Source organism: Rhizobium sp. NZLR1, from assembly GCF_017357385.1.
Classification (GTDB): domain Bacteria; phylum Pseudomonadota; class Alphaproteobacteria; order Rhizobiales; family Rhizobiaceae; genus Rhizobium.
This window is the reverse complement of the sequence record NZ_CP071632.1, coordinates 2204465-2225192: the sequence shown is the minus strand read 5'-3', so window position 1 is coordinate 2225192 and position 20728 is coordinate 2204465. Positions and strand designations below refer to the sequence as shown.

General features: G+C 61.5%; 20 protein-coding genes. 9 read left to right on the top strand and 11 right to left on the bottom strand.

All coding sequences use genetic code 11. The features are described from left to right. Positions 1-176 precede the first annotated feature (176 nt). Positions 177-1223 carry a LacI family DNA-binding transcriptional regulator gene (locus tag J3O30_RS11165; RefSeq protein ID WP_207584181.1) on the top strand — a complete coding sequence of 349 codons (1047 nt, stop codon included), beginning with the start codon at positions 177-179 and terminating at the stop codon, positions 1221-1223. On the opposite strand, the gene J3O30_RS11160 is transcribed toward J3O30_RS11165, so the two are convergent. Genes J3O30_RS11160 through J3O30_RS11140 form a run of 5 tightly spaced genes read right to left on the bottom strand, consistent with a single transcriptional unit; the run spans position 1210 to position 6341 of the window. Next, the gene (locus tag J3O30_RS11160) at positions 1210-1953 is read right to left on the bottom strand and encodes an ABC transporter ATP-binding protein (RefSeq protein WP_207584180.1); all 744 of its coding nucleotides are present in this window, start codon (positions 1951-1953) and stop codon (positions 1210-1212) included. The two genes, J3O30_RS11165 and J3O30_RS11160, sit on opposite strands and share 14 nt — an antisense overlap. Then, complete coding sequence (locus J3O30_RS11155) at positions 1950-2795, bottom strand: ABC transporter ATP-binding protein (RefSeq protein ID WP_207584311.1); 846 nt, start codon at positions 2793-2795, stop codon at positions 1950-1952. Before J3O30_RS11155 ends, J3O30_RS11160 begins: the two co-directional genes overlap by 4 nt. Before the next feature lies 1 nt (position 2796). Then, positions 2797-3699, bottom strand: a complete 903-nt coding sequence (locus J3O30_RS11150) for an ABC transporter permease (RefSeq protein WP_207584179.1) — start codon at positions 3697-3699, stop codon at positions 2797-2799. Then, entirely contained in the window at positions 3696-4724 is a 1029-nt protein-coding gene (locus J3O30_RS11145) for an ABC transporter permease (protein WP_207584178.1), read from the bottom strand. Before J3O30_RS11145 ends, J3O30_RS11150 begins: the two co-directional genes overlap by 4 nt. Before the next feature lie 21 nt (positions 4725-4745). Then, positions 4746-6341, bottom strand: a complete 1596-nt coding sequence (locus J3O30_RS11140; protein WP_207584177.1) for an ABC transporter substrate-binding protein — start codon at positions 6339-6341, stop codon at positions 4746-4748. 133 nt (positions 6342-6474) lie between these two features. Between J3O30_RS11140 and J3O30_RS11135 the strand changes: the two genes are divergently transcribed. The 3 genes from J3O30_RS11135 (at position 6475) to kdgD (ending at position 9187) form a co-directional block, all read left to right on the top strand. Then, the gene (locus tag J3O30_RS11135) at positions 6475-7185 is read left to right on the top strand and encodes a FadR/GntR family transcriptional regulator (RefSeq protein ID WP_207584176.1); all 711 of its coding nucleotides are present in this window, start codon (positions 6475-6477) and stop codon (positions 7183-7185) included. Positions 7186-7250: 65 nt separating this feature from the next. Then, the gene (locus tag J3O30_RS11130; protein WP_207584175.1) at positions 7251-8225 is read left to right on the top strand and encodes a mannonate dehydratase; all 975 of its coding nucleotides are present in this window, start codon (positions 7251-7253) and stop codon (positions 8223-8225) included. Between the two features lie 35 nt (positions 8226-8260). Beyond that, positions 8261-9187 (top strand): 5-dehydro-4-deoxyglucarate dehydratase, encoded by a 927-nt coding sequence (gene kdgD, locus J3O30_RS11125; protein ID WP_207584174.1) that lies wholly within the window; start codon positions 8261-8263, stop codon positions 9185-9187. Positions 9188-9326: 139 nt separating this feature from the next. On the opposite strand, the gene ugpC is transcribed toward kdgD, so the two are convergent. The 4 genes from ugpC to J3O30_RS11105 form a co-directional block, all read right to left on the bottom strand. Then, entirely contained in the window at positions 9327-10400 is a 1074-nt protein-coding gene (gene ugpC, locus J3O30_RS11120; RefSeq protein ID WP_207584173.1) for a sn-glycerol-3-phosphate ABC transporter ATP-binding protein UgpC, read from the bottom strand. A 23-nt stretch (positions 10401-10423) separates the two neighbouring features. Further along, on the bottom strand, positions 10424-11272 hold the full coding sequence (locus J3O30_RS11115; protein WP_207584172.1) for a carbohydrate ABC transporter permease: 849 nt from the start codon (positions 11270-11272) through the stop codon (positions 10424-10426). Next, positions 11265-12203 (bottom strand): sugar ABC transporter permease, encoded by a 939-nt coding sequence (locus tag J3O30_RS11110; RefSeq protein ID WP_207584171.1) that lies wholly within the window; start codon positions 12201-12203, stop codon positions 11265-11267. Before J3O30_RS11110 ends, J3O30_RS11115 begins: the two co-directional genes overlap by 8 nt. 86 nt (positions 12204-12289) lie before the next feature. Then, on the bottom strand, positions 12290-13594 hold the full coding sequence (locus J3O30_RS11105) for an extracellular solute-binding protein (protein ID WP_207584170.1): 1305 nt from the start codon (positions 13592-13594) through the stop codon (positions 12290-12292). 201 nt (positions 13595-13795) lie between these two features. On the opposite strand from J3O30_RS11105, the gene J3O30_RS11100 reads away from it, so the two are divergent. From J3O30_RS11100 to J3O30_RS11090, 3 genes are read left to right on the top strand one after another with little or no spacing between them, the layout of a single operon-like run. Next, positions 13796-14995 carry an ROK family transcriptional regulator gene (locus J3O30_RS11100; RefSeq protein WP_207584169.1) on the top strand — a complete coding sequence of 400 codons (1200 nt, stop codon included), beginning with the start codon at positions 13796-13798 and terminating at the stop codon, positions 14993-14995. 33 nt (positions 14996-15028) lie between these two features. Further along, complete coding sequence (locus J3O30_RS11095) at positions 15029-16129, top strand: Gfo/Idh/MocA family oxidoreductase (RefSeq protein WP_207584168.1); 1101 nt, start codon at positions 15029-15031, stop codon at positions 16127-16129. 17 nt (positions 16130-16146) lie between these two features. After that, positions 16147-16788 (top strand): ThuA domain-containing protein, encoded by a 642-nt coding sequence (locus tag J3O30_RS11090; protein WP_207584167.1) that lies wholly within the window; start codon positions 16147-16149, stop codon positions 16786-16788. Positions 16789-16996: 208 nt separating this feature from the next. Here the strand turns inward: J3O30_RS11090 and J3O30_RS11085 are convergent, their stop codons facing one another. Next, positions 16997-17476 (bottom strand): DUF2938 domain-containing protein, encoded by a 480-nt coding sequence (locus J3O30_RS11085; protein WP_207584166.1) that lies wholly within the window; start codon positions 17474-17476, stop codon positions 16997-16999. 257 nt (positions 17477-17733) lie between these two features. On the opposite strand from J3O30_RS11085, the gene J3O30_RS11080 reads away from it, so the two are divergent. Further along, a complete protein-coding gene (locus J3O30_RS11080) occupies positions 17734-18531 on the top strand; it encodes a creatininase family protein (protein WP_207584165.1) in 798 nt (265 codons plus the stop codon). 16 nt (positions 18532-18547) lie between these two features. On the opposite strand, the gene J3O30_RS11075 is transcribed toward J3O30_RS11080, so the two are convergent. Further along, positions 18548-19498 carry a LysR family transcriptional regulator gene (locus tag J3O30_RS11075; protein ID WP_207584164.1) on the bottom strand — a complete coding sequence of 317 codons (951 nt, stop codon included), beginning with the start codon at positions 19496-19498 and terminating at the stop codon, positions 18548-18550. Between the two features lie 182 nt (positions 19499-19680). Here J3O30_RS11075 and J3O30_RS11070 point away from each other — a divergent pair, with 182 nt between their 5' ends. Further along, a complete protein-coding gene (locus J3O30_RS11070; protein ID WP_207584163.1) occupies positions 19681-20697 on the top strand; it encodes an ABC transporter substrate-binding protein in 1017 nt (338 codons plus the stop codon). Positions 20698-20728: the final 31 nt, after the last annotated feature.

The following is a 20728-nucleotide window of genomic DNA, read 5'->3' as shown; positions in this document are numbered from 1 at the left end:
GCTCGAGCCGTGAGACGTCGGAAACGCCGACGCATGGACTGGCGGTCAAGCCGCATCTTCAAAGCCTCCCTGCTCTGCCGCTTGTCGCGGACTCCTCTTGGGCAATTGTGCATAGGCATTCCGTTTGCGCAATCTGAAAGATTTTTGCATAAAGGAATGGGAGCGAGGAGAACGACATGGCGGCGGACGAGAAAAAAGGCAGACGCACGCGTCTCGACGATATCGCCGCCCGGTGCGGCGTCTCGATCAGCACGGTGTCGCGGGCGCTGGCCGGCGAAAAGGGCGTCAGGCCGGACATTCGCAAGCTGGTGCTGGAAACGGCAAGTGCCGTCAGCTACGCCGTGCCGGGAAGCGTCGCCGGCAAAAAGGTCATGCTCGTCGCCTCCGGCGCGGCGATGATCGATTATGTGCGCAACCAGTTCACGCTTTATGTGCTCGAAGGCCTGAATGCGCGGGCGGCGGCCCTCGGCATCGAACTGGCGATGCGACCGGTCGCCGACGAGGGGGATGAAGCGCGCGTCGTCGCCGAGATGCGGGATGATCCGAGTTTCGGCGGCATGCTGATCCTGACCGTCGACGAGGAGGATATGCTGGCGGCAGCCGCCGGTCTCGGCAAGCCCGTCGTGCTCGTCAATAGCGACGATCCCTATATGCGGCTTTCGAGCGTGACGCCCTGCAATCGCTCGGCCGCCTTCATCGCCGCCGAGCACCTGATCAAAACAGGGCATGAACGCATCCTATTCATGCTGCGGCCGGGACGGCGAACGATCGAGCGGCGTCTGGAAGGCTGGCGCGATGCCCTGCAGCATCATGGGCTGAAGGCCGATACCGATCTGGTGCTCGAGGTCGACGACTGGCTGCCGGAACTCGGCGCCGAGGCTCTCACCCGACTTGTCCGCGACAAGGGCCTCTCCTTCACCGCCGTCCTGACGGCGGGCGACAGCCTTGCCAACGGCGCAGTACGCGGATTGCAGGCGATGGGTTATGCCGTGCCGCAAGATGTCTCCGTCATGGGTATCGACGACCTGCCGCAGTCGGCCTTTCTTAATCCGCCACTGTCGACGGTGCATATCCCGATGCGCGAACTCGGCGCCACCGCCCTCGATCTGCTGCGCGACATGATGCTCGGCCTGGCCGCGCCGCGCCGCCGCGTCGAGCTTGCCTGCCACCTCGTCGAAAGGCGTAGCGTCGCAGCCGTCAGCCCAAATATCAGGCTTCGATGAAGCTCGCTTCGAACAGTTCGCGCGCATAGGCATCATGCGTGGTGCCGGCCTGCAGATCCTCCCTGCTCAGTTCGTCGACGAAACAACCGTTCTTCATGATCAACACCCGATCGCACATATGGGCGATGACCGCGAGGTCGTGGCTGACGAGCAAATAGGTCAGTCCCTTTTCCTCACGCTGATCGGCAAGCAGGTTGAGGATTTCGGCCTGGACCGAGACATCGAGCGCCGATGTCGGCTCATCGAGCAGCAGGATGGGCGGCGACAGGATCAGCGCTCGGGCGATCGCCACGCGCTGCCGCTGACCGCCGGAAAGCTCATGGGGAAATCGATTGGCGAAGCTCGCGGGCAGTCCCACCTGGATCAACGCCTTTTCGACCTTCGACCAGATATCGGAATGGCGCATGGCGCGCAGCGGCTCGGCGAGCGCGGTGCCGATGCGATGGCGCGGATGCAGGGATCCGTAAGGGTCCTGAAAGACCATCTGGGCAAACTTCAGTTCCTCGCGGGAGCGCTGCTTGCCGATCGGTCTGCCGCCAAGCTCGATCTGCCCGGCCCAGCCGGACTCCATTCCGGCAAGGCAACGCAGCACCGTCGATTTGCCGCATCCGGATTCGCCGACAATGCCGAGCGTCTCTCCCTGGGCGACTTGAAAACTGATGCCCCTGACGACATGGTTGCTGGATTTGCCGGAGGCAAAGACGACATCGAGGTCGCGGACATTGATCATTGCGCCGTCTCCAGATCGAGTTTCGCCCTGTCGAGAACCGCCAGCCGGCGAACCGGGTTCTTCGGGTCGGGCAACGCGGCTATCAACCCGCGCGTATAGGGATGGCGGGCCGCTTCGAGACTGGTCAGCGTCTCGACGATGCGGCCTGCATACATGACGATGATGCGCTCGCAAAAGGCCGCCACCATGCGAATGTCGTGGCTGATCAACAGCAGGCCGGAATTGTTCTCGCGGACCAGTTCATCGAGCAACAGCAGCACGTCCTTGCGAACGCTGACATCGAGCGCCGAGGTCGGTTCGTCGGCGATAACAAGCTTCGGCCGCGCCAGCAGCATCATGGCGATCATGACGCGCTGGCCCATGCCGCCCGATATCTGGTGGGGATAAAGCGCCATGACCCGATCCGGATCGCTGATGCGCACGCGCTCCAGCATGGCGCGGGCCGCGTCAAGCGCCTGGGTCTTGCCAAGACCAAGATGAAGGCGGGCGGCTTCGGCGACCTGCTTGCCGATCGAGAGCACCGGATTCAGCGAATAACGCGGATCCTGCATGATCAGCGCGATATCCTTGCCGCGAAGCGCACCCATTTGCCGCTCGCTTTTGGAAAGCAACGGATCGCCACCGAGGTCCAGGCGTTCGGCGGTGACGACCGCTGCCGGCGGCAGAAGGCGCATGATGGCGCGGCCCGTCGTCGATTTGCCAGAACCGGATTCTCCGACGATGCCGACACGTTCGCGCCCGACGTCGAAACTGACATTGGAAACGGCGGGCACGGCGCCACGGCCGAAGCGAACGCTCAGTCCTTTGACGGACAGAACGGGTTGCAGATCATGGTCATTCATTTCACGATCGGGCATGGCGGGGATCCAAAAGGTCGCGCAGAGCATCTCCGGCGATGTTGAAGGCGAGGCTGGTGAGGAGGATGGCGACACCCGGCATCACGGCGACCCACCAGTAATCCAGCATGAACTTGCGGCCGTTGGAGATCATCGCGCCCCATTCCGGCGCCGGCGGCTGCGCGCCGAGGCCGAGGAAGCCGAGCGACGCCGCCGTCAGGATAATGCCGGCCATGTTGAGTGTCAGGCGAACGATGACCGATGGAACGCACATCGGCGCGATGTAGAGGAGAAGGATGCGCAACGGCGAGGCGCCGTAGAGGCGGGCGGCGACCACATAGTCGGCGTTTCTGACGACCAGCGCCTCGGCGCGCGCAAGCCGGGCAATCGGCGGCCAGGCGGTCAGCGAGATCGCAATGATTGCCGTGGTCAGGCCGGCGCCGAGCGCTGCCGCAAAAGCCAGCGCCAGGATCAGCGACGGGAAGGACAGAACGATATCGGTCGCCCGCATCAGCAGCGCATCGGTGCGCCCACCGAAGAAGCCGGCGACGACCCCGATCAGCAGGCCGATCGGCCCGACGATCAGGGAGATCGAAAGCACGGTCTGAATGGTGATGCGCGTGCCGAAGATCAGGCGGCTTAGGATGTCGCGGCCGAATTCGTCGGTGCCGGCCCAATGCGCGAGGCTCGGGGCCTGCAAGGCATCGCCAAGCGACTGCACGACCGGATCATAAGGCGCCAGAAGCGGCGCAAAGATCGCAATCAGGCACAGTAGGCCGAGGATGATGAAACCGGCAAGGCCAAGCGGCTCGGCAGCCAATTTGCGGCCGGCGCGCGCAAACGACGCCGCGATGCGGGTCGACACGCTTGGCGGGCGGATATGAATGTCAGTGCGGATGACGTCACTCATCGGGCTGCCTCCCGCATGCGTGGATCGAAGACGGCGTAAGCGACGTCGGCGAGGAAGTTTAACAGCATGAAGATGAATCCCACGATGATGGTGCCAGCCACGATGGCGTTCATGTCGCCGATCATGAGGGCGTTCGTCATGTACTGGCCGATGCCCGGCCAGGAGAAGACGATTTCGGTCACGACAGCGCCTTCGAGCAGCCCGCCATAGGAAATGGCCAGGATGGTAATCAGCTGCACGGCAATGTTCGGCAGGACGTGGCGCCAGATCGTGCCGAAGGGGCTCACACCCTTTGCGCGGGCTGCGATGACATAATCCTGGCTCAACTGCTCCAGGGTGAAGCTGCGTGTCATGCGGGTGATATAGGCCATCGCCGCATAGGCGAGGATGATGGCAGGCAGAATGATGTGGCCGAGCGCATTCCAGAAGATTTCCGTCTCGCCCTGCAGCAGGCTGTCGATCAGCAGCAGGCCGGTCCTCGGCGTGACGAGGCCTTCATAAAACACATCGATCCTGCCCGGCCCGCCGACCCAGTTGAGGCCGGCATAGAAGATGACGAGCCCGACGATGCCGAACCAGAAGACCGGGATCGAATGCCCGACGAGCGCCACCACCCGGGCTATCTTGTCGATGAAGCTGTCGCGAAACAAAGCTGCGACCAGGCCGAGCGGCACGCCGACGAATGTCGAAATGATCACCGCCAGCGTCGCCAGTTCGAATGTTGCCGGAAACGCTTGGGCGAGGTCTGAGGAGACGGGATTGCCGGTGAGCACGGCAGTGCCGAAGTCACCATGCACCAGCCCGTTCAGATAGAGGAAAAACTGCTGGTAGATCGGCAGATCGAGCCCCAGGCGGGCCCGCATCGCCGCGTAGGCGGCGGGATCGGCGAGCTCGCCGACAATCGCGCCGACCGGATCGTTGGGCAAGACGCGGCCGATCACGAAGGTCACACAGAGGAGAATGAACAGGCTGACCAGCAAATGCGCCAGGCGTCGGCCAAATTCGGCTACGGAGAGTTCCTTCATGATCGGCTGTCCCGGGAGTCTTTACTGGGTTTCTACCTTGGTCACGTTCTCGAGACGCGTTAACTGCGACGGATGCCCGACATATCCCTGAACCTTGCTGGTCAGGACGATCGGCTCAAAGCGCTCGAAAAGCGGAAGCACGGCCGGCTTCTGCTCGATGAACATCTTCTGCATCTGAACGTAGAGTTCGCCGCGCTTCTTGGCGTCCGGCTCCATCGATGCCTTCGCCGTCAGGGCCGTCAGTTCGGGAATGTCCCAGGCCGAGCGCCAGACGAAATTGCCGGCATTGTTGGCCTCTTTCGAGTTGTCGGGGTTGGAGGAAAACTGCTCCATCGAACCGAGCACGTTCGGCATGTAGGCGCTGGTCTGCGGGATCAGCAGATCGAAATCCCTGGCGCGATGGGCGGCAATGATTTCCGAGCCGTTGCCCTGCTGGATGTCGATCTTGATGCCGACCTGGGCAAGCGATGCCTGGATGGCGGTGGCAAGATCGATGCGCGGCGTTTGCGCAATGGTCTTCAGCGTCAGCGAGAAGCCGTCCTTGAAACCTGCCTCGCTCAGCAACTGCTTGGACTTTTCGACGTCGAGATGCCAATCCGGGCTCGGGATCGCATATTCGAAGTTCTCCGGAACGGGAACGGTTCTTGCCCGTCCGTAAGGCCCCATGATCGTCTTCTCGATGCCCTTGTAGTCGATGCCGTAAGCAATGGCCTCGCGGACCTTGGGATTGGCGAGGTACTGGTTGCCGGCATTCATCGACAGCACGTAGAAGCCGCCAGTCGGAATACGCTGAATGGCGAAGCCCTGCTTGGCCTGGAAGGTCGCAAGATCGGAGGCCGTGAGCGCACTGGCAATATCGATATCGCCGCGCTCCAGCATCAGCCGCTCGACCTGGCTTTCCGGCACATGGCGGACGATGACGCGCTTCATCTTCGGAGCGCCGGCGACATAACCCTTGTTGGCGTCGAGAATGACAAGCTCGTTCGGAGACCAGCGGTTGAGGGTGAACGGGCCGGAGCCGGCCGAATGCGTCCGCATCCAGGCGTTGCCGTAGTCATTGTCGACGGCGTGGCTCTCGACCTCGACGCTGTCGACCACGCTGGTGGTGGTCGTCGTCAGCCGGTAGAGCAGAAGCTCCGCCGTCACCTGGTCGGAAAGATCGATGCGCACAGTCTGGTCGTCGACCGCCTTGACGAGCTTTTCGACATTGTTCTTGTCGTAACCGACGCGCTTGAGGTTGGCGGCAGCGGCCTGATCCATCTTCAAGAGCCGCGCCAGTGAATAGACGACGTCCTTCGAGGTGACCGGGTTGCCGGAGGCGAAATTGGCCTTGCGCAGCGTAAAGGTAATGCCTTTGTCGTCAACCTTCCAGCTTTCCGCCAACTGCGGAAGGATCTTGCCGTCCGCCGTGCTGGCGACCAGCCGGTCGTAAAGATTCGACATGATCTCGACGGCTTTGCCTTCGGTCGCCTGCTGCGGATCGAGGGACAGAACCTGGGCCAGCGATGTTCCGATCACCAGCTGGTCCTGCGGCGTGGCGGCCTGCAGCTGCGGTGCGGCGATCGTCAGGGCGCCGAAAACGGCGCCGACGAACAAGCCTTTAGAAAAATGCTTCATTGTCACTCCTCCCTGGATTACTATAGGAGACATATTATGTCACCCGTATGTCGTATTATGATCTAGCGAAGTCTGATACGGTTGACAAGGCCCGAGCGGGAGACTTGAGTGCAAAGGGATTGGGGAACGGAAAATGACGACACTCGGCCGTGGGCGAGAAAGACTGGCGCAACAGGTCATCGATCAGCTGCGGGCGCAGATCGAGACGGGGAAGCTGCGGGTCGGCGACCAACTGCCGACCGAGCCGCAGCTTGAAGCGACGTTCGGCGTCAGCCGCACCGTGGTGCGCGAGGCGATTGCCGATCTCAGGTCGGCGGGCTTCGTCAAGCCGATCCAGGGCAAAGGGGTGTTTGTCGCAGATCCGAAGGCAAATTCTGTCCTGTCATTGACGCCGGTGGAAATCAAAAGCATTCCGGAGACCCTGGAATTGCTGGAGTTTCGTATGGCGGCAGAGGGTGAAGCGGCGGCGATTGCCGCCTATCGCCGCACCGCCGAGCAGGAGGCGGCCATTCGTGATGCCAATCGCAGAATGGCAAACCTGATCGAAACAGGGCAGCAGACGGTGGAGGCGGATTACGCCTTCCACATGGCGATTGCCGCCGCCACGAACAACCGATTCTATGTCGATGTCCTGCGCCAATTCGGCCCCAAGGCCATCCCCCGCGGCCAGTTTCCGACGCTGCCCGAGGCCAATGACCGCGACTATCTTCAAAAGGTTTATGCCGAACATGTCGAAATCCTGTCGGCCATCGCCGATCAGGATCCGGATCGCGCCCGCCAGGCGATGCGCGCCCATATGATGGCCAGTCAACGTCGCTATCGGATGCTCTCCGAGCAGCAATAGGGCTCGACTCTCTCAGAAATTCATATTATGTCATATGACATTGTGTAATTTCGAAAGAGACTCAAATGTATCTGGGAACACAGGTCGCAGCGCGGGACGACGACGATTATCGTATCTTCGCGCAACTGGGTGTGAAGCATATCAACGCCGACCCGCCGGGAAAACCCAGCAGTTGGACGCTTTCCGATCTCGAGCGTCATCGCGACAAGGTCGAAAGCTTCGGCCTGATCCTCGACATGATCCAATTGCCGCTGCCTTCGCAGCCGATCGAGAAGGCGTCCTATCCCGATATATTGCTTGCCGGCCCCGATCGCGACAGGCAGATCGACGCCGTCTGCAAGCTGATCGAGAATACCGCGGCGGCCGGCATTCTGGCGGTGAAATATAACCTCAATCTGATCGGCATTCCCCGCACACCCGATGAACCGGGACGCGGCGGGTCGATGAATGCCAGCTTCCGCTGGGACAAGACGGATCAGCAGGCCGAACCCGGCCTTGCCGGCGTGCTGTCCGAAGACGAAAACTGGGAACGGATCGACTATTTCCTCGAGCGCGTCGTGCCTGTCGCTGCCAGCAATCGCGTCCGGCTCGCCTGCCATCCGCACGACCCCTATACCCCGCCCGGCTATCGCGGCGTCACGCGGGTGCTCGGCACCGTCGAAGGCCTGAAGAAATTCGTGCTGATGCGCGAAAGCCCTTATCACGGCCTCAATTTCTGTCAGGGCTCGATCGGCGAGATGCTCGAAAATCCCGGCAAGGAGATCGACGATGTCATTCGCTGGTTCGGCCAGCGCGGCAAGATCTTCAATGTTCACTTCCGCAACATTCGCGGCGGCAAGCTTTCCTTCATGGAGACCTTCCCCGACGAAGGCGACATGGACATGGTCCGCTCGGTCAGGATCTACAAGGAAGTCGGCTTCAAATACATGCTGATGCCCGACCACGTGCCGACCGTCAGCGGCACGGATCCTTCCGCCACCGCATTTGCTTACTGCTACGGCTATATCGCGGCCCTTCTGCAGGCGCTCGAAAGCGCCTGAACGGTCAACATTCAACACGTAAAGAACAGGACTTGATGATGAACCCGAATGAATTGAAGAAGGCCGTCGGTAGCGGTCTCCTGTCGTTTCCGGTGACGCATTTCGACGATCAGCTGAAATTCGACGAGGCGAAGTACCGCCGCCATGTCGAGTGGCTTGCGGGCTACGATGCGGCTGCACTATTTGCCGCCGGCGGCACGGGAGAGTTCTTCTCCCTCAATCCCGCCGAGATTCCGCAGGTTATCAGGGCCGCCAAGGCGTCGGCCGGCAAGACGCCGATCATCTCGGGAACCGGCTACGGCACGTCGCTCGCCATCGAGATCGCACAGGCGGCCGAGAAGGCAGGCGCGGACGGATTGCTGCTGCTGCCGCCCTATCTGATGTTTGCGGAACAGGCCGGCCTCGTCGCCCATGTCAAGGCGATCTGCCAATCGGTCGGCATCGGCGTCATCGTCTATAATCGCGACAACGCCGTGTTGACGGCCGAAAGCATCGCGCGGCTTGCCGAGGAATGCCCGAACCTGATCGGTTTCAAGGACGGCGTCGGCGATGTCGACAAGGTCATCGAGATCACGACCCTGCTTGGCGACCGTCTCGTCTATGTCGGCGGCATGCCGACCCATGAAGTCTATGCCCAGGCCTATTTCGCCGCCGGCGTGACGACCTATTCCTCGGCCGTCTTCAACTTCGTGCCCGCCCTCGCCCAGCGCTTTTACGGCGCCTTGCGCACCGGCGACCAGGCGACCGCCGACGAGATCCTGAAGGGCTTCTTCTTCCCGTTCGTCGCCTTGCGCAACCGCAAGAAGGGCTATGCCGTCTCGATCATCAAGGCCGGCCTTCGCGTCCTTGGGCAGAACCCGGGCCCGGTGCGCCCGCCATTGACGGATCTCACCCAGGAAGAGCTAGCGCTGCTCGACAAGATCGTCCAGGCCAACGGCGTCTCGCGGATCGCGGCGGAATAGTCTCTGGCTGTCTTTATCAGCAGTCACGACCGCCGGGCTTGCTCGGCGGTTTTGTCGTTGTCAGGCATCCGTTAAATCACGCCTACGGCATGTCGCGCAAAGTGCGCAGCAATTTTGCGATACCTACATGCGATCCACTTCAGAGCGCCACGCCGCTGTTGCGGTCGAAGACGTGCACCTGATCGCTGGCAATGCTTGCCTCGAACACCGCGCCGTAGCGGACGGGGTATTCGCCGTCGACGATGGCGGTCACCTGCTGTCCGGCAAGGTCGAAAACCACATGGGTCTGGGCGCCGGTGGGTTCGACCAGCATGGTGCGGCCGGCAAGCGGCGTGCCGGCTGATATGCCGGGAATGAGATGTTCGGGGCGCAGGCCGATGGTGACGGCCTGGCCGCGCCTGACCTTGCGGTCGGGCGCGATGCGGATTGCCGTGCCGTCGGTCAGGCGGGCGGCGGGTTCGCCATTTTCGCCGTCGACGGTGCCGTCCAGCATGTTCATCGCCGGCGATCCGATGAAGGCGGCGACGAAGAGATTGGCGGGCTTCCGGTAGAGTTCGAGCGGCGTGCCCTGCTGCTCCACCCTGCCCTGATTGAGCACGACGATGCGGTCGGCGAGCGTCATCGCTTCGATCTGGTCGTGGGTGACATAGATCGAGGTCGTCTTCACCTTCTGGTGCAGCGTCTTGATTTCCGAGCGCATCTGCACGCGGAGTTTCGCATCGAGGTTGGACAGCGGCTCGTCGAACAGGAACACGGCCGGATTGCGCACGACGGCGCGGCCCATGGCGACGCGCTGGCGCTGGCCGCCGGAAAGCTGGGCCGGCTTGCGGTCGAGCAGTTCGGCGAGATCGAGCATACGGGCGGCCTCGGCAACGCGGGCCTCGATCTGCGGCTTGGCAACGCCGGCGAGCTTCAGATTGAAGCCCATGTTTTCAGCCACGGTCATGTGCGGATAGAGCGCGTAGGACTGGAAGACCATGGCGATGTTGCGTTCGCGCGGGGTCATGGCGTTGACCACTTTGCCGCCGATGGAGATGTCGCCATCGGTGATTTCCTCAAGGCCGGCAATCATCCGCAGCAGCGTCGATTTTCCACAGCCGGAAGGCCCGACCAGGGCGACGAATTCCCCATCCTGAATATCCAGCGAGATGCCGTGGATGACATCGACGGCGCCATAGGTCTTGCGAATATCGTTCAATTCAACGGATGCCATAAATGCACCTCCAAGGGTTCGGCTCAGGACTTCACGGCGCCCGCGGTCAGGCCGGCGATGATGTGTCTCTGGGCGACGAAAAAGACGATGATTGTGGGAAGGATGGTCAGCGTGATGAAGGCCAGCACCAGCTGCCATTCGGTGCCGTATTCGCCGCGATAGACCATGATGCCGAGCGGCCAGGGATATTTCGATTCGGAGTTCAACATGATCAGCGGCAGGATGTAGCTGTTCCAGCTGCCGACGAAGGAGATGATGCTGACGGTGGCGACGATCGGCCGGGAAAGCGGCAGCGAGATATGCCAGAAGAATCTGAGATAGCCGCAGCCGTCGACGAAGGCCGCCTGAAACAATTCTTCCGGAAGGTTGCGGAAATAGTTTCGGAACAAAAGGATGCTCATGCCGAGGCCGAAGGCCACCTGCGGCAGCACCACGCCCCAATAGGTATCGAGCAGGCCGAGATCGCGGATGCGGATGAAGAGCGGCAGGATTGCGGTTGCCGCCGGAAACATCAGGCCGAGCAGGAAATAATTGAGCAGGAAGGAGGAGCCGAAGAAGCGGACATGGGCAAAGGCGAAGGCGGCCATCGACGAAACGATCAGCGTCAAGAGCACGGTGAGCGCGGCGATAACCAGCGAATTGCCGATCTGCAGCCAGTAGCGCTCGCCGAACAGAATGTCGGTATAGTTTGCCCATTGCCACTCTATCGGCAGGCCGAAGGGATTGGTGCGCAGGTCGCCCAACGTCTTGAAGCCGCCGAGCGCCGTCGTCAGCAGCGGCACGAGCACGATCGCGGCAATCAGGCTCAGCGACACGTAGAGATAGACGCGGGTCGAGGTGCGCATGCGGATGGAAGAACTCATATCAGTCATGGCGCATGAAGATCCTTTTGTAACCGAAGGCGAGCGTGACGCAGATGATGAACAGCACCACGCCGACGGCGCTGCCGAGGCCGACCTGCATGCGCATGACGCCGTAGGTGTAGAGGAAGGTGACCATCGTCTGCGTTGAGTTGGATGGCCCGCCGCCGGTCAGCGGCATGATCATGTCGAAGAGCTGCAGCGAGCCTACGACGGCAAAGAAGATCGAGAGGCGCAAGGTCGAGCCGAGCAGCGGCAGCGTGACATAGCGGAATTTCTGCCAGCCGGTGGCGCCGTCGATCTCGGCTGCCTCCAGCACGCTCTTGTCGACCGATTGCAGGCCGGCGATGAACAGCATCATGTGGAAACCGAAATATTTCCAGACGATGACGCCGAGCACGGCATAGATCGCCAGGTCCTTATCGGCGAGCACATAAGGGTTGGCGAAACCGAAGAAATTGGAAACAGCGGCAAACAGACCGTAATCGCCATCATAGACGAAGCGCCAGATCAGGCCGGCGGCAACGTCGGCCAGCACATAGGGCAGGAAGAAGATCAGGCGGTAGGCGACGACGCCGGGAATGCGGTGGGCCAGCATGGTGGCAAGCCAGATGGCCAGCGGCACCTGGATGCAGATCGAGATCACGATGATCAGGCCGTTATTGAGCAGCGCCTGGGTGAAAGCCGCATTTCGAAACAGAACCTGGAAATTGCGCAGGGCGATGAACTCGGTCGGCGTCCCGTAGCCGTTCCACTTGTAGAGGCTGTACCAGGCCGCCTCGCCCATCGGCATGATGACGAAGAGCGTGAATAGCAGGAGCGCCGGCGGCAGAAAGATCAACAGCACCGTCAGCCGGTCATGGGCGACCGAGCTCCTGGCGTTTGCGGCTTTCCGTGCCGGCCGTGCGGCTGATGTCATCGATGGGACTGAAATATTGGCCATGGGTCCTGCTTTCGCATGTCGTCGGCAGCAATGCCGGCGCTCCCGCTCTTTAGCTGGGAGCGCCGGGAAGGGTCTGCTGGCGCTGGTTATTGTTCCAGTTCGAAAGCGTCCTGGATCATCTGGGCGCCGTCCTTGGAATTCATCTGCCCGGAGACGATTTCCACCGAGACGTCGTTGACGACACGGCCGACGGCAGCACCGAGATCCTGATCGAAGAAGTTCTGATGCCAGGTCGAACCCGCAAGCTGTTTGGCCGATTCGGCCAGCAGCGGATTGACGACGCCATCATCGGCGCCAACGGCAACGGGCAGAAGCATGCCGGCCTTGGCCATCACCCGCTCATTCTCCGCGCTCGTCAGGAAAGCGAGGAAATCGATCGCTTCCTTGGAGGCCTTCTTGGTAACGGCCCAGCCGTTCAGACCGCCGAGCGTATCCGTCGGCTTGCCGGCGCCGCCATCGACCGTCGGGAAGACGAAACGGCCGATATTGTCAGGTGCGAGGCCCTTGCCGTCGCCGGCATTCTTGCGCTGATTGGCTTCGGTTGCTTCAAAGCCGAGGATGATCGCCGCCTTGCCGTCACCGAAGACGCCGAGCGTCTGCGGCCAGGTCGCGCCGAGATAGCCGGGCTGGAACGGTTCGAGTTTGCCGAGTTCGGCGAGATCGTCGCCGGCCTTGACGATGGCGGGATCAAGGAAACCTTCGCCCTCGCCGTTCTTGGCCGCGTCGAAAACCTTCTGGCCGCCTTCGCGCATGACGAGATAGCTCCAGTAGAAATGGATCGGCCATTTCTCACCGCCGCCGCCGGCGATCGGCACAATGCCGGCCGCCTTGATCTTCTTCACCGTGGCGAGAAAATCGGCCCAGCTTTTGATGTCCTCGGCTTTGACGCCGGCCTTGGCAAACAGCGCCTTGTTGTAGAAAAAGCTGACCAGACCGACCTTATAGGGGATGGCCCAGGTCTTGCCGTCAAAGGTCAGGCCGTTGACCGAGGCCGGGGTATAGGCGTTGCGCAGTTTGCCGCCATCAGCATCGAGGGCTGCCGTCACATCCTGCAGCGCGCCGGTCTCGGACTGCTGCTTCAAGACGCCGCCGCCCCAGCTGAAGAAGAAATCCGGCACGTCGTCGGATTGCAGCAGAGTGGGAAGCTTGGCCTTGAAGGCTTCGTTTTCGAGGAACTGCATCTGGATATCGACGTCGGGATGCTGGGCTTCGTATTTCTTGACGATGTCTTCCCAGGCCGCGACGTTTTTCGGGTCGAGCTCGAGATGCAGCCACTTGACCACCGTCGTCGCGGAGGCGGCGCCTGCCCCCAACAGCAACAGGCCGGCTGCCGCGGCCACGGATGCGATGCGCCTGCCGCCGAGAGCGGCGCTTTTGTGCATAAAATTCATGATTTTTCCTCCCAGGGGTCTATCCTCACAATTTTTCCCCTATGCGGATTAATTCACCGGAGCTTTCATCCAATGTCAACCCAATGCCGCTATTTTTATCAAATGCGCTTGACATGGCCACGAAATTGCCGGCTATTTATTTCGTAACCCGTTATAAATATTTGGGTTCCGCCCAACGAAACGCTTGCCTGGCTAGTTCCCATGAAGACCGCAGATCCCGAATTAATGCGCGCGATCAATCGCTTGAACGTGCTCGATACCGTCCGGCGCCATGGTCCAATCTCGCGGATCGAGATCAGCGAGCGCACCGAACTCTCCACCACCACGGTTTCCGCTATCACCGCCTCGCTTCTCGACGACGGGCTGATCCTGCCGCGTCACGAAGGCGATATCCGCAATGAGGCGGTGCGCGGCAGGCCGCGGGTGATGTTGGAACTCAATCCCGATGCGGCGCGTGTGGTCGGCGGCAAGATCGCCGCCAACCGGATGGTGTTCGTCGTCACCAATTTCCGCGGCGACGTGCTGTCGAAGCTGGCTTTGCCGATCCGCCTCGACCGGCAGCCGATCGGCGTGATTGCCGATCTGGTCGAGGATGGCGTCAGGCGCTGTGTCGTCGATGCCGGGCTGTCGCTTGAAGACGTCGACAGCGTCTGCCTCGGTTTTCCCGGCGTCATCGAGCACCGCACCGGCTATATCCGCAGCAGCCCGATCTTTCGCGACACCAATGTCGATTTCGCCGCCGAGATGTCGACGCGGCTTTCGACGCCAACCATCGTCGAAAGCGATGCGCACGCCATCACGCTCGGCCATCACTGGTTCGGGAAGGCGCGCGATCTCGAGGATATGGTGCTGATTTCGCTGGAGCAGACGCTGGGGCTCGGCGTCCTGCACGGCAACAGCCTGTTTCGCGGCGCCGGCGGCCTCAGCCACAATCTCGGCGACCTCGTGCTCGGCACAGGACCGAATGGCGTCGTGCGGCTGTTCAGCCAGGCCGGCGAAAGCGCAATCCTCGGCGAACAGCTGGCCGATGGGCGTTTTGCCGAAGCGATCCGACTCGGGCGCGGCATGAACCATGCCCAGGCGCTGATCAAGGCCGATGACGACCGGCTGATTGGTGCTGCCATCCGCGCCGGCGAAGCGGTGGGATTGACCGTTGCCAACATCGTCACGCTGTTTGCGCCGCCACGGGTCATTCTGGTGGGATCGAGCCTGGCGCTCGGCGAGCCGTTTTTGAACAGCCTGCGCGATGCCTATGCGCTCGCCATTCCGCCGTCGCTGCGCGGCGTCAGCGAACTCGTCTTCGACGATTCGACCGATGATTTCTGGGCCCAGGGTGCGGCTGCGGTGGCGCTCTACGAACTCTACGAATCGCCCTGGAGCACGACGGGGCCGGCGCTCTGACGAGCAGCACAATCATAATGAATGGAGGACTTCATGGATAAAGTCGGTATCGGCATCATCGGATGCGGCAATATTTCGGGCGCCTATCTCAAGGCGATGGCATCCTTTCCCATTCTCGATATCCGCGGCGTCGCCGATCTCAACCGGGAACTGGCAGAGGCAAAGGCTATCGAATTCAACGTTCCGGCAAAGACCGTCGAGGAACTTTTCGCCGACCCCAAGGTTGAGATCATCGTCAATCTGACGATCCCGAAAGCCCATGTCGCTGTTGCGCTGCAGGCCCTCGAAGCCGGCAAACATACCTATTCGGAAAAGCCCCTCGGGATTAATTTCGCAGAAGGGAAAAAATTGGCCGACGCCGCCAAAGCGCGGAATCTTCGCATCGGTGCGGCCCCCGATACTTTCCTCGGCGGCGGCCACCAGACGGCCCGCATCCTGATCGACCAGGGCGTCATCGGCCAGCCGGTCGGCGGCTCGGCAAGCTTCATGTGCCCGGGCCATGAGCGCTGGCATCCGAACCCCGCCTTCTATTACGAAGTCGGCGGCGGGCCGATGCTCGATATGGGGCCCTATTACATCACCGATCTCGTCAATCTGCTCGGGCCGGTGTCTGAGGTTGTCGGCTTTGCGTCGACGCCGCGTACAGAGCGTCTGGTGACCAGCGAGCCGCGCAACGGCGAACATATTCCCGTGCATGTGCCGACGCATGTCGCCGGCATGATGCGTTTTGAGAACGGCGCCGTCGTGCAGATCGCCATGAGCTTCGATGTCGCCGGCCACAAGCATGTGCCGCTCGAAATCTACGGAACCGAGGGCACGCTTATCGTCCCCGATCCCAACAAATTCGGCGGCCCGGTGGAATATCTGAAGAAGGGCGGCGAATTCGAGGACCAGCCACTCACAGCACCCTATGCCGACGGCAATTATCGCTCGCTCGGCGTTGCCGACATGGCGCATGCGATCCGCTCCAACCGGCCGCATCGGGCCAATGGCGATCTGGCGCTGCATGTGCTCGAAGTCATGGAAGCGTTCCACACCGCGTCTGCGACCGGGCGCACGGTGGCGATCACCACGGCGGTGGTGCGCCCCGCCCCCTTGTCCGATTCCATCGTCGACGGACGGCTGGCGAAATAAATTCAGGAGGAAAGACTATGCGTGAAGCACTGATCGTCTGGGGCGGCTGGAGCGGCCACGAGCCGCAGGAATGCGCCGAAGTCATCAAGACCATGCTCGAGGAGGACGGCTTCAAGGTCTATCTCGAACACGGCACCGAGGCGCTTGCCGACCCTTCGGTCCACGATCTCAGCCTCGTCGTGCCGATCATGACGATGTCGAAGATCGAGAAGGAGGAGGTCAAGAACCTCGCCGCCGCCATCGAGAGCGGCGTCGGCATCGCCGGTTATCACGGCGGCGCGGGCGATGCCTTCCGCGACTCGGTCGATTACCAGTTCATCATCGGCGGCCAATGGGTGGCGCACCCCGGCAACATCATCGACTATACCGTCAACATCACCCGGCCCGACGATCCGCTGATGGAGGGCATTGCCGATTTCCCCTACACGTCGGAGCAATATTACATGCATGTCGACCCCTCGAACGAGGTTCTGGCGACGACCAAATTCACCGGCAACCACGCCTACTGGATCGACGGCGTCGTCATGCCCGTCGTCTGGAAGCGGAAATACGGCAAGGGCCGGGTCTTCTATTCTTCACTCGGCCACCAGGCCAAGGAATTCGACGTGCCCGAGATGAAGACCATCTTCCGCCGCGGCGCCAACTGGGCGGCGCGGTAGGGCGAGGTTCGCGCGGACGGCGGCCCCTCATCCGGCTGCCGCCACCTTCTCCCCGTAAACGGGGCGAAGGGGACAAGCCGCGACCTCTCCGATCCCCGCTAGCTCTCGCACGGCACGTCCCCTCTCCCCGTTTTTTACGGCGGTCCGAAGGACGGGTCGAGACGAGTGGCTCGACCCCGGTTGGCTGGGTGAGGGGCAGGCCTCAGTCTCAGCGAATGATCAGCGCCGTGCCGTAGAGCCCGAGCGCAAAAACCGTATGCGCGAGCAAATTGAAGCACCGCACCTTGTTCGGCGTCGGATGTTTCGATGCGGCCCAGCCGATGCCGAGGCCGGGCTGCAGCAGGAACCACCCTGCTCCGACGGTGAGAATACCGAAGATCCAGGCGGGGAGAAATGTCGGTGCCGCCAGCCACGCCTGCCCCATGATGAGCGCAAAGATCAAGCCATAGAGAATGCCGACGGCGTAGTGGCTGATCCAGCCGAGCGCCAGTTCATGCGTATAGGGCTCGGCATCGGCGATGCTGTCGTGAAAGACCTTGCCGCGGCGAAGGTGCCAGAACCAGCGGCCGACCGGGGCCCAATTGGGCGCCGTCTGGCCGAAAACCTTGGTGAGCACGATCGCCCAGAGGTCCATGAGGATGGTTGCGCCAGCACCGATCGCCAGGCCGCGCCACAGAATATCGAACATTGGGAATCACCGGAGAGCGTTGAATTGCAGAGGCGCTAGAAAACCATTGCAGGCGCGCCGGCGCAATGGCTCCAGTGAGTTCCCAGCCGCATCCAGGGCTTATGCAATGGTTACCGCCTGCCCCCGCTGTCTGCCCTCTGCGCGGCCCTCGTTGCTGTATCATCCGCAAAAAGGCATCGGTGCGGGCGCAAATTGATGCTTTTCGCGTGCAGCGATATTTCCTACTCACTGTCGAAACGGCAATGAGAGGCGCGGCGATGGCAATGCCATTTTACTGGAACGAACTGAACAGCTCCGATTTCGCCGGACTTTCGGCCAATACGACCATTGCCATCCTGCCGATCGCCTCGACGGAACAGCACGGCCCGCACCTGCCGATCGCGACCGATGTGGCGATCGCCAACGGCATGCTGGCCGAACTGCGAAAGCAGAAGCCTGACGATCTCGATTTCCTGGTTCTGCCGACGCAAGAGATCGGCAAGGCGAACGAACATATCTACGGACCGGGAACGCTGTCGCTCGGCGCTGAGCTGCTCATTCCAGTCTGGACGGCGATCGGCGCCAAGGTTGCCGAAGCCGGCATCCGCAAGATGGTCATCGTCAATTCGCATGGCGGCAATGTCGACATCATGAGTATCGTCGCGCGCGAGCTGCGCGTCCGCTACCAGATGGCCGTCATCTCGACGCAATGGGGCCGCTTCGGCCATCCCGAAGGCATGATCAGCGAGCACGAGTTGAAATACGGCATCCATGGCGGCGAGGTCGAGACCTCGCTGATGCTCCATTTCCGCCCCGATCTGGTGCGGATGGACAAGGCGCAGAATTTTGCGTCCAAGGCCGAATGGATGCGCGAGCAATCGAAATACATCCAGCCGCTGCCGCCCCATTCGCTCGCCTGGATCGCCCACGACCTCAATCCGAACGGCGTCGTCGGCGACGCCTCGCTCGGAACCGTCAAAAAAGGCGAAGCGATCTGCCGCCATCAAGTCAGGGGCTTCATCGAGTTGCTTTACGACCTGACGCGCTATCCGCTTTCCAACCTTTATTCACAATAGCGCCGGCCAGGGCGACCTACTGGGTGATCGGCTTTTCCATCGCGATATGGCCCTTGGCCTGCAGTTCCTGCACGAGGCCGGCAAGTTCGGCCAGCAGATATTCAACGAACAGGCTGGTGGCGGAATCGAGCGGCGCACGGGCGCGGGCAAAAAGCTTCATCGGCTGCTGGCGCGCGTGCGGTTCAGCAATCGCCCGGAAGACGAGCTCGCCCTGCCGGCATTCGGTAATGACGTCGAGCGGGTTCAGCATCGTCAGCCCCGCCCCTGACTTGACCAGCTTCTTCAGCATCTCCGACGCATTGGTTTCAAGCACCGGCTCGACATGCACATCGAGACGCGCCAGCGCCAGGTTGATCACTTCACGCAGGCTGGTGCCCTGCTGGGCCAGCACCAGGCGTTCCTGGACGATATCGGCTAGGTTGATCGGACCCGAACCGATCAGGTGATGGCCGGGCGGCAGCACCACGCCGATCGGAATATCGAAACTGCCGAGCGTTCGAATGCCGGGTGTCGCCGGGATATTGAAGCCGAGGCCGATATCCACCTCGCCCGACAGCACCGGATTGACCGTTGTCGTGCCGGCATCATTGCGCAGTTGCATGAAGACGCGCGGATGTTCCGACTGGAACCGGGCGATGATCTCCGGCAGCGGCCCAGCGGCAAGGCCGACCGTGGTGACCAGGCGGATCTTGCCCGCCTGCTGCATCTTCAGGCTGCGGATGCGCCCCTCCAGCCGCTCGTAATTCTTCAGCACCTCGCGAATATGTTCGATGCAGAGTTCACCGGCCGCCGTCAGGCGCAGGCCGCGCGGCAGGCGCTCGAAGAGCGGAGCGCCCATTTCCTCCTCCAGCGCCAGAATCTGCCGGTTGATCGCCGATGACGCCACGTTCAGCCGCGCTGCGGCTTTGCGGATCGAGCCGGAGCGCGCGATCTCATTGATGTAGATAAGCTTTCTGGAGTGCAGCATCGCAACCTCGTTGCATAAAATTAAAGCAGACAGCACAAATTAGGCACAGGCTTCTGATGAGATGCCGAAAAGGCATCATTGCGCACGAAATTTGATGCTTTTCAAAGAGCAAAGCAATCGCTCCAATGAAGAAAATCGGGCGTCGCAATGGGCGTTCCGAACTCAGAAGGGGAACGCTGATCATGCCCAATGCACTGAAGAATACGGTCTTTTCCGCGCTCATCGGCCTTGGCGGCGCGCTCGCCGCTGCTGTCTCGGCGCATGCGGCCGATAAGGTAAGCTACGGCACGAACTGGCTGGCGCAGGCCGAGCACGGCGGCTTCTACCAGGCGGTCGCCGACGGCACCTATGCGAAACACGGCCTCGACGTCACCATCGTCCAGGGTGGCCCGAACGCGGCCAACAGCGCGCTGCTGATCTCCGGCAAGATCGATTTCTACATGGGTGGGCCGCAGGGCGAGATATCGGCTGTCGAACAGGGCATCCCGCTGGTCGACGTCGCAGCGATCTTCCAGAAGGATCCGCAGGTCCTGATCGCCCATCCGGACATGGGTATCGACAAATTCGCGGACCTCGCCAAGCTCAAGACCTTGTTTCTCGGCAAGGACGGTTACCTCACCTATTTCGAATGGATGAAGGCGAACTACAAGGGCTTCAAGGACGAGCAGTACAAGCCCTACAATTTCAGCCCCGCGCCATTCCTTGCCGACAAGGAATCCGCCCAGCAGGGTTACCTCACCTCCGAGCCCTACGAGATCCAGAAGCAGGCCGGCTTCGAACCGAAGGTCTTCCTGCTCGCCGATAACGGCTATTCGCCCTATTCGACGATGATCACCACCACGCAGACGATGGTCGACAGCAAACCGGATGTCGTCCAGCGTTTCGTCGATGCCTCGATCGAGGGCTGGTACAACTACCTCTACGGCGACAACAGCAAGGCGAACGAGCTGATCAAGAAGGACAATCCTGAAATGACGGATGGCCAGATCGCCTACTCCATCGCCAAAATGAAGGAATACGGCATCATCGAATCCGGTGACAGCCTGGACAAGGGCATCGGCTGCATCACCGACGCGCATTACAAGGCGTTCTTCGACGAGATGGTGGCGATCAAGGTGTTCAAGCCGGAGACCGACTACACCAAGGCCTTCACGACGAAATTCGTCTGCAAGAGCACCGGAATGGCGATGAAGAAGTAAGCCCTCCGACGTCGGCCGATGGTCCGACTGA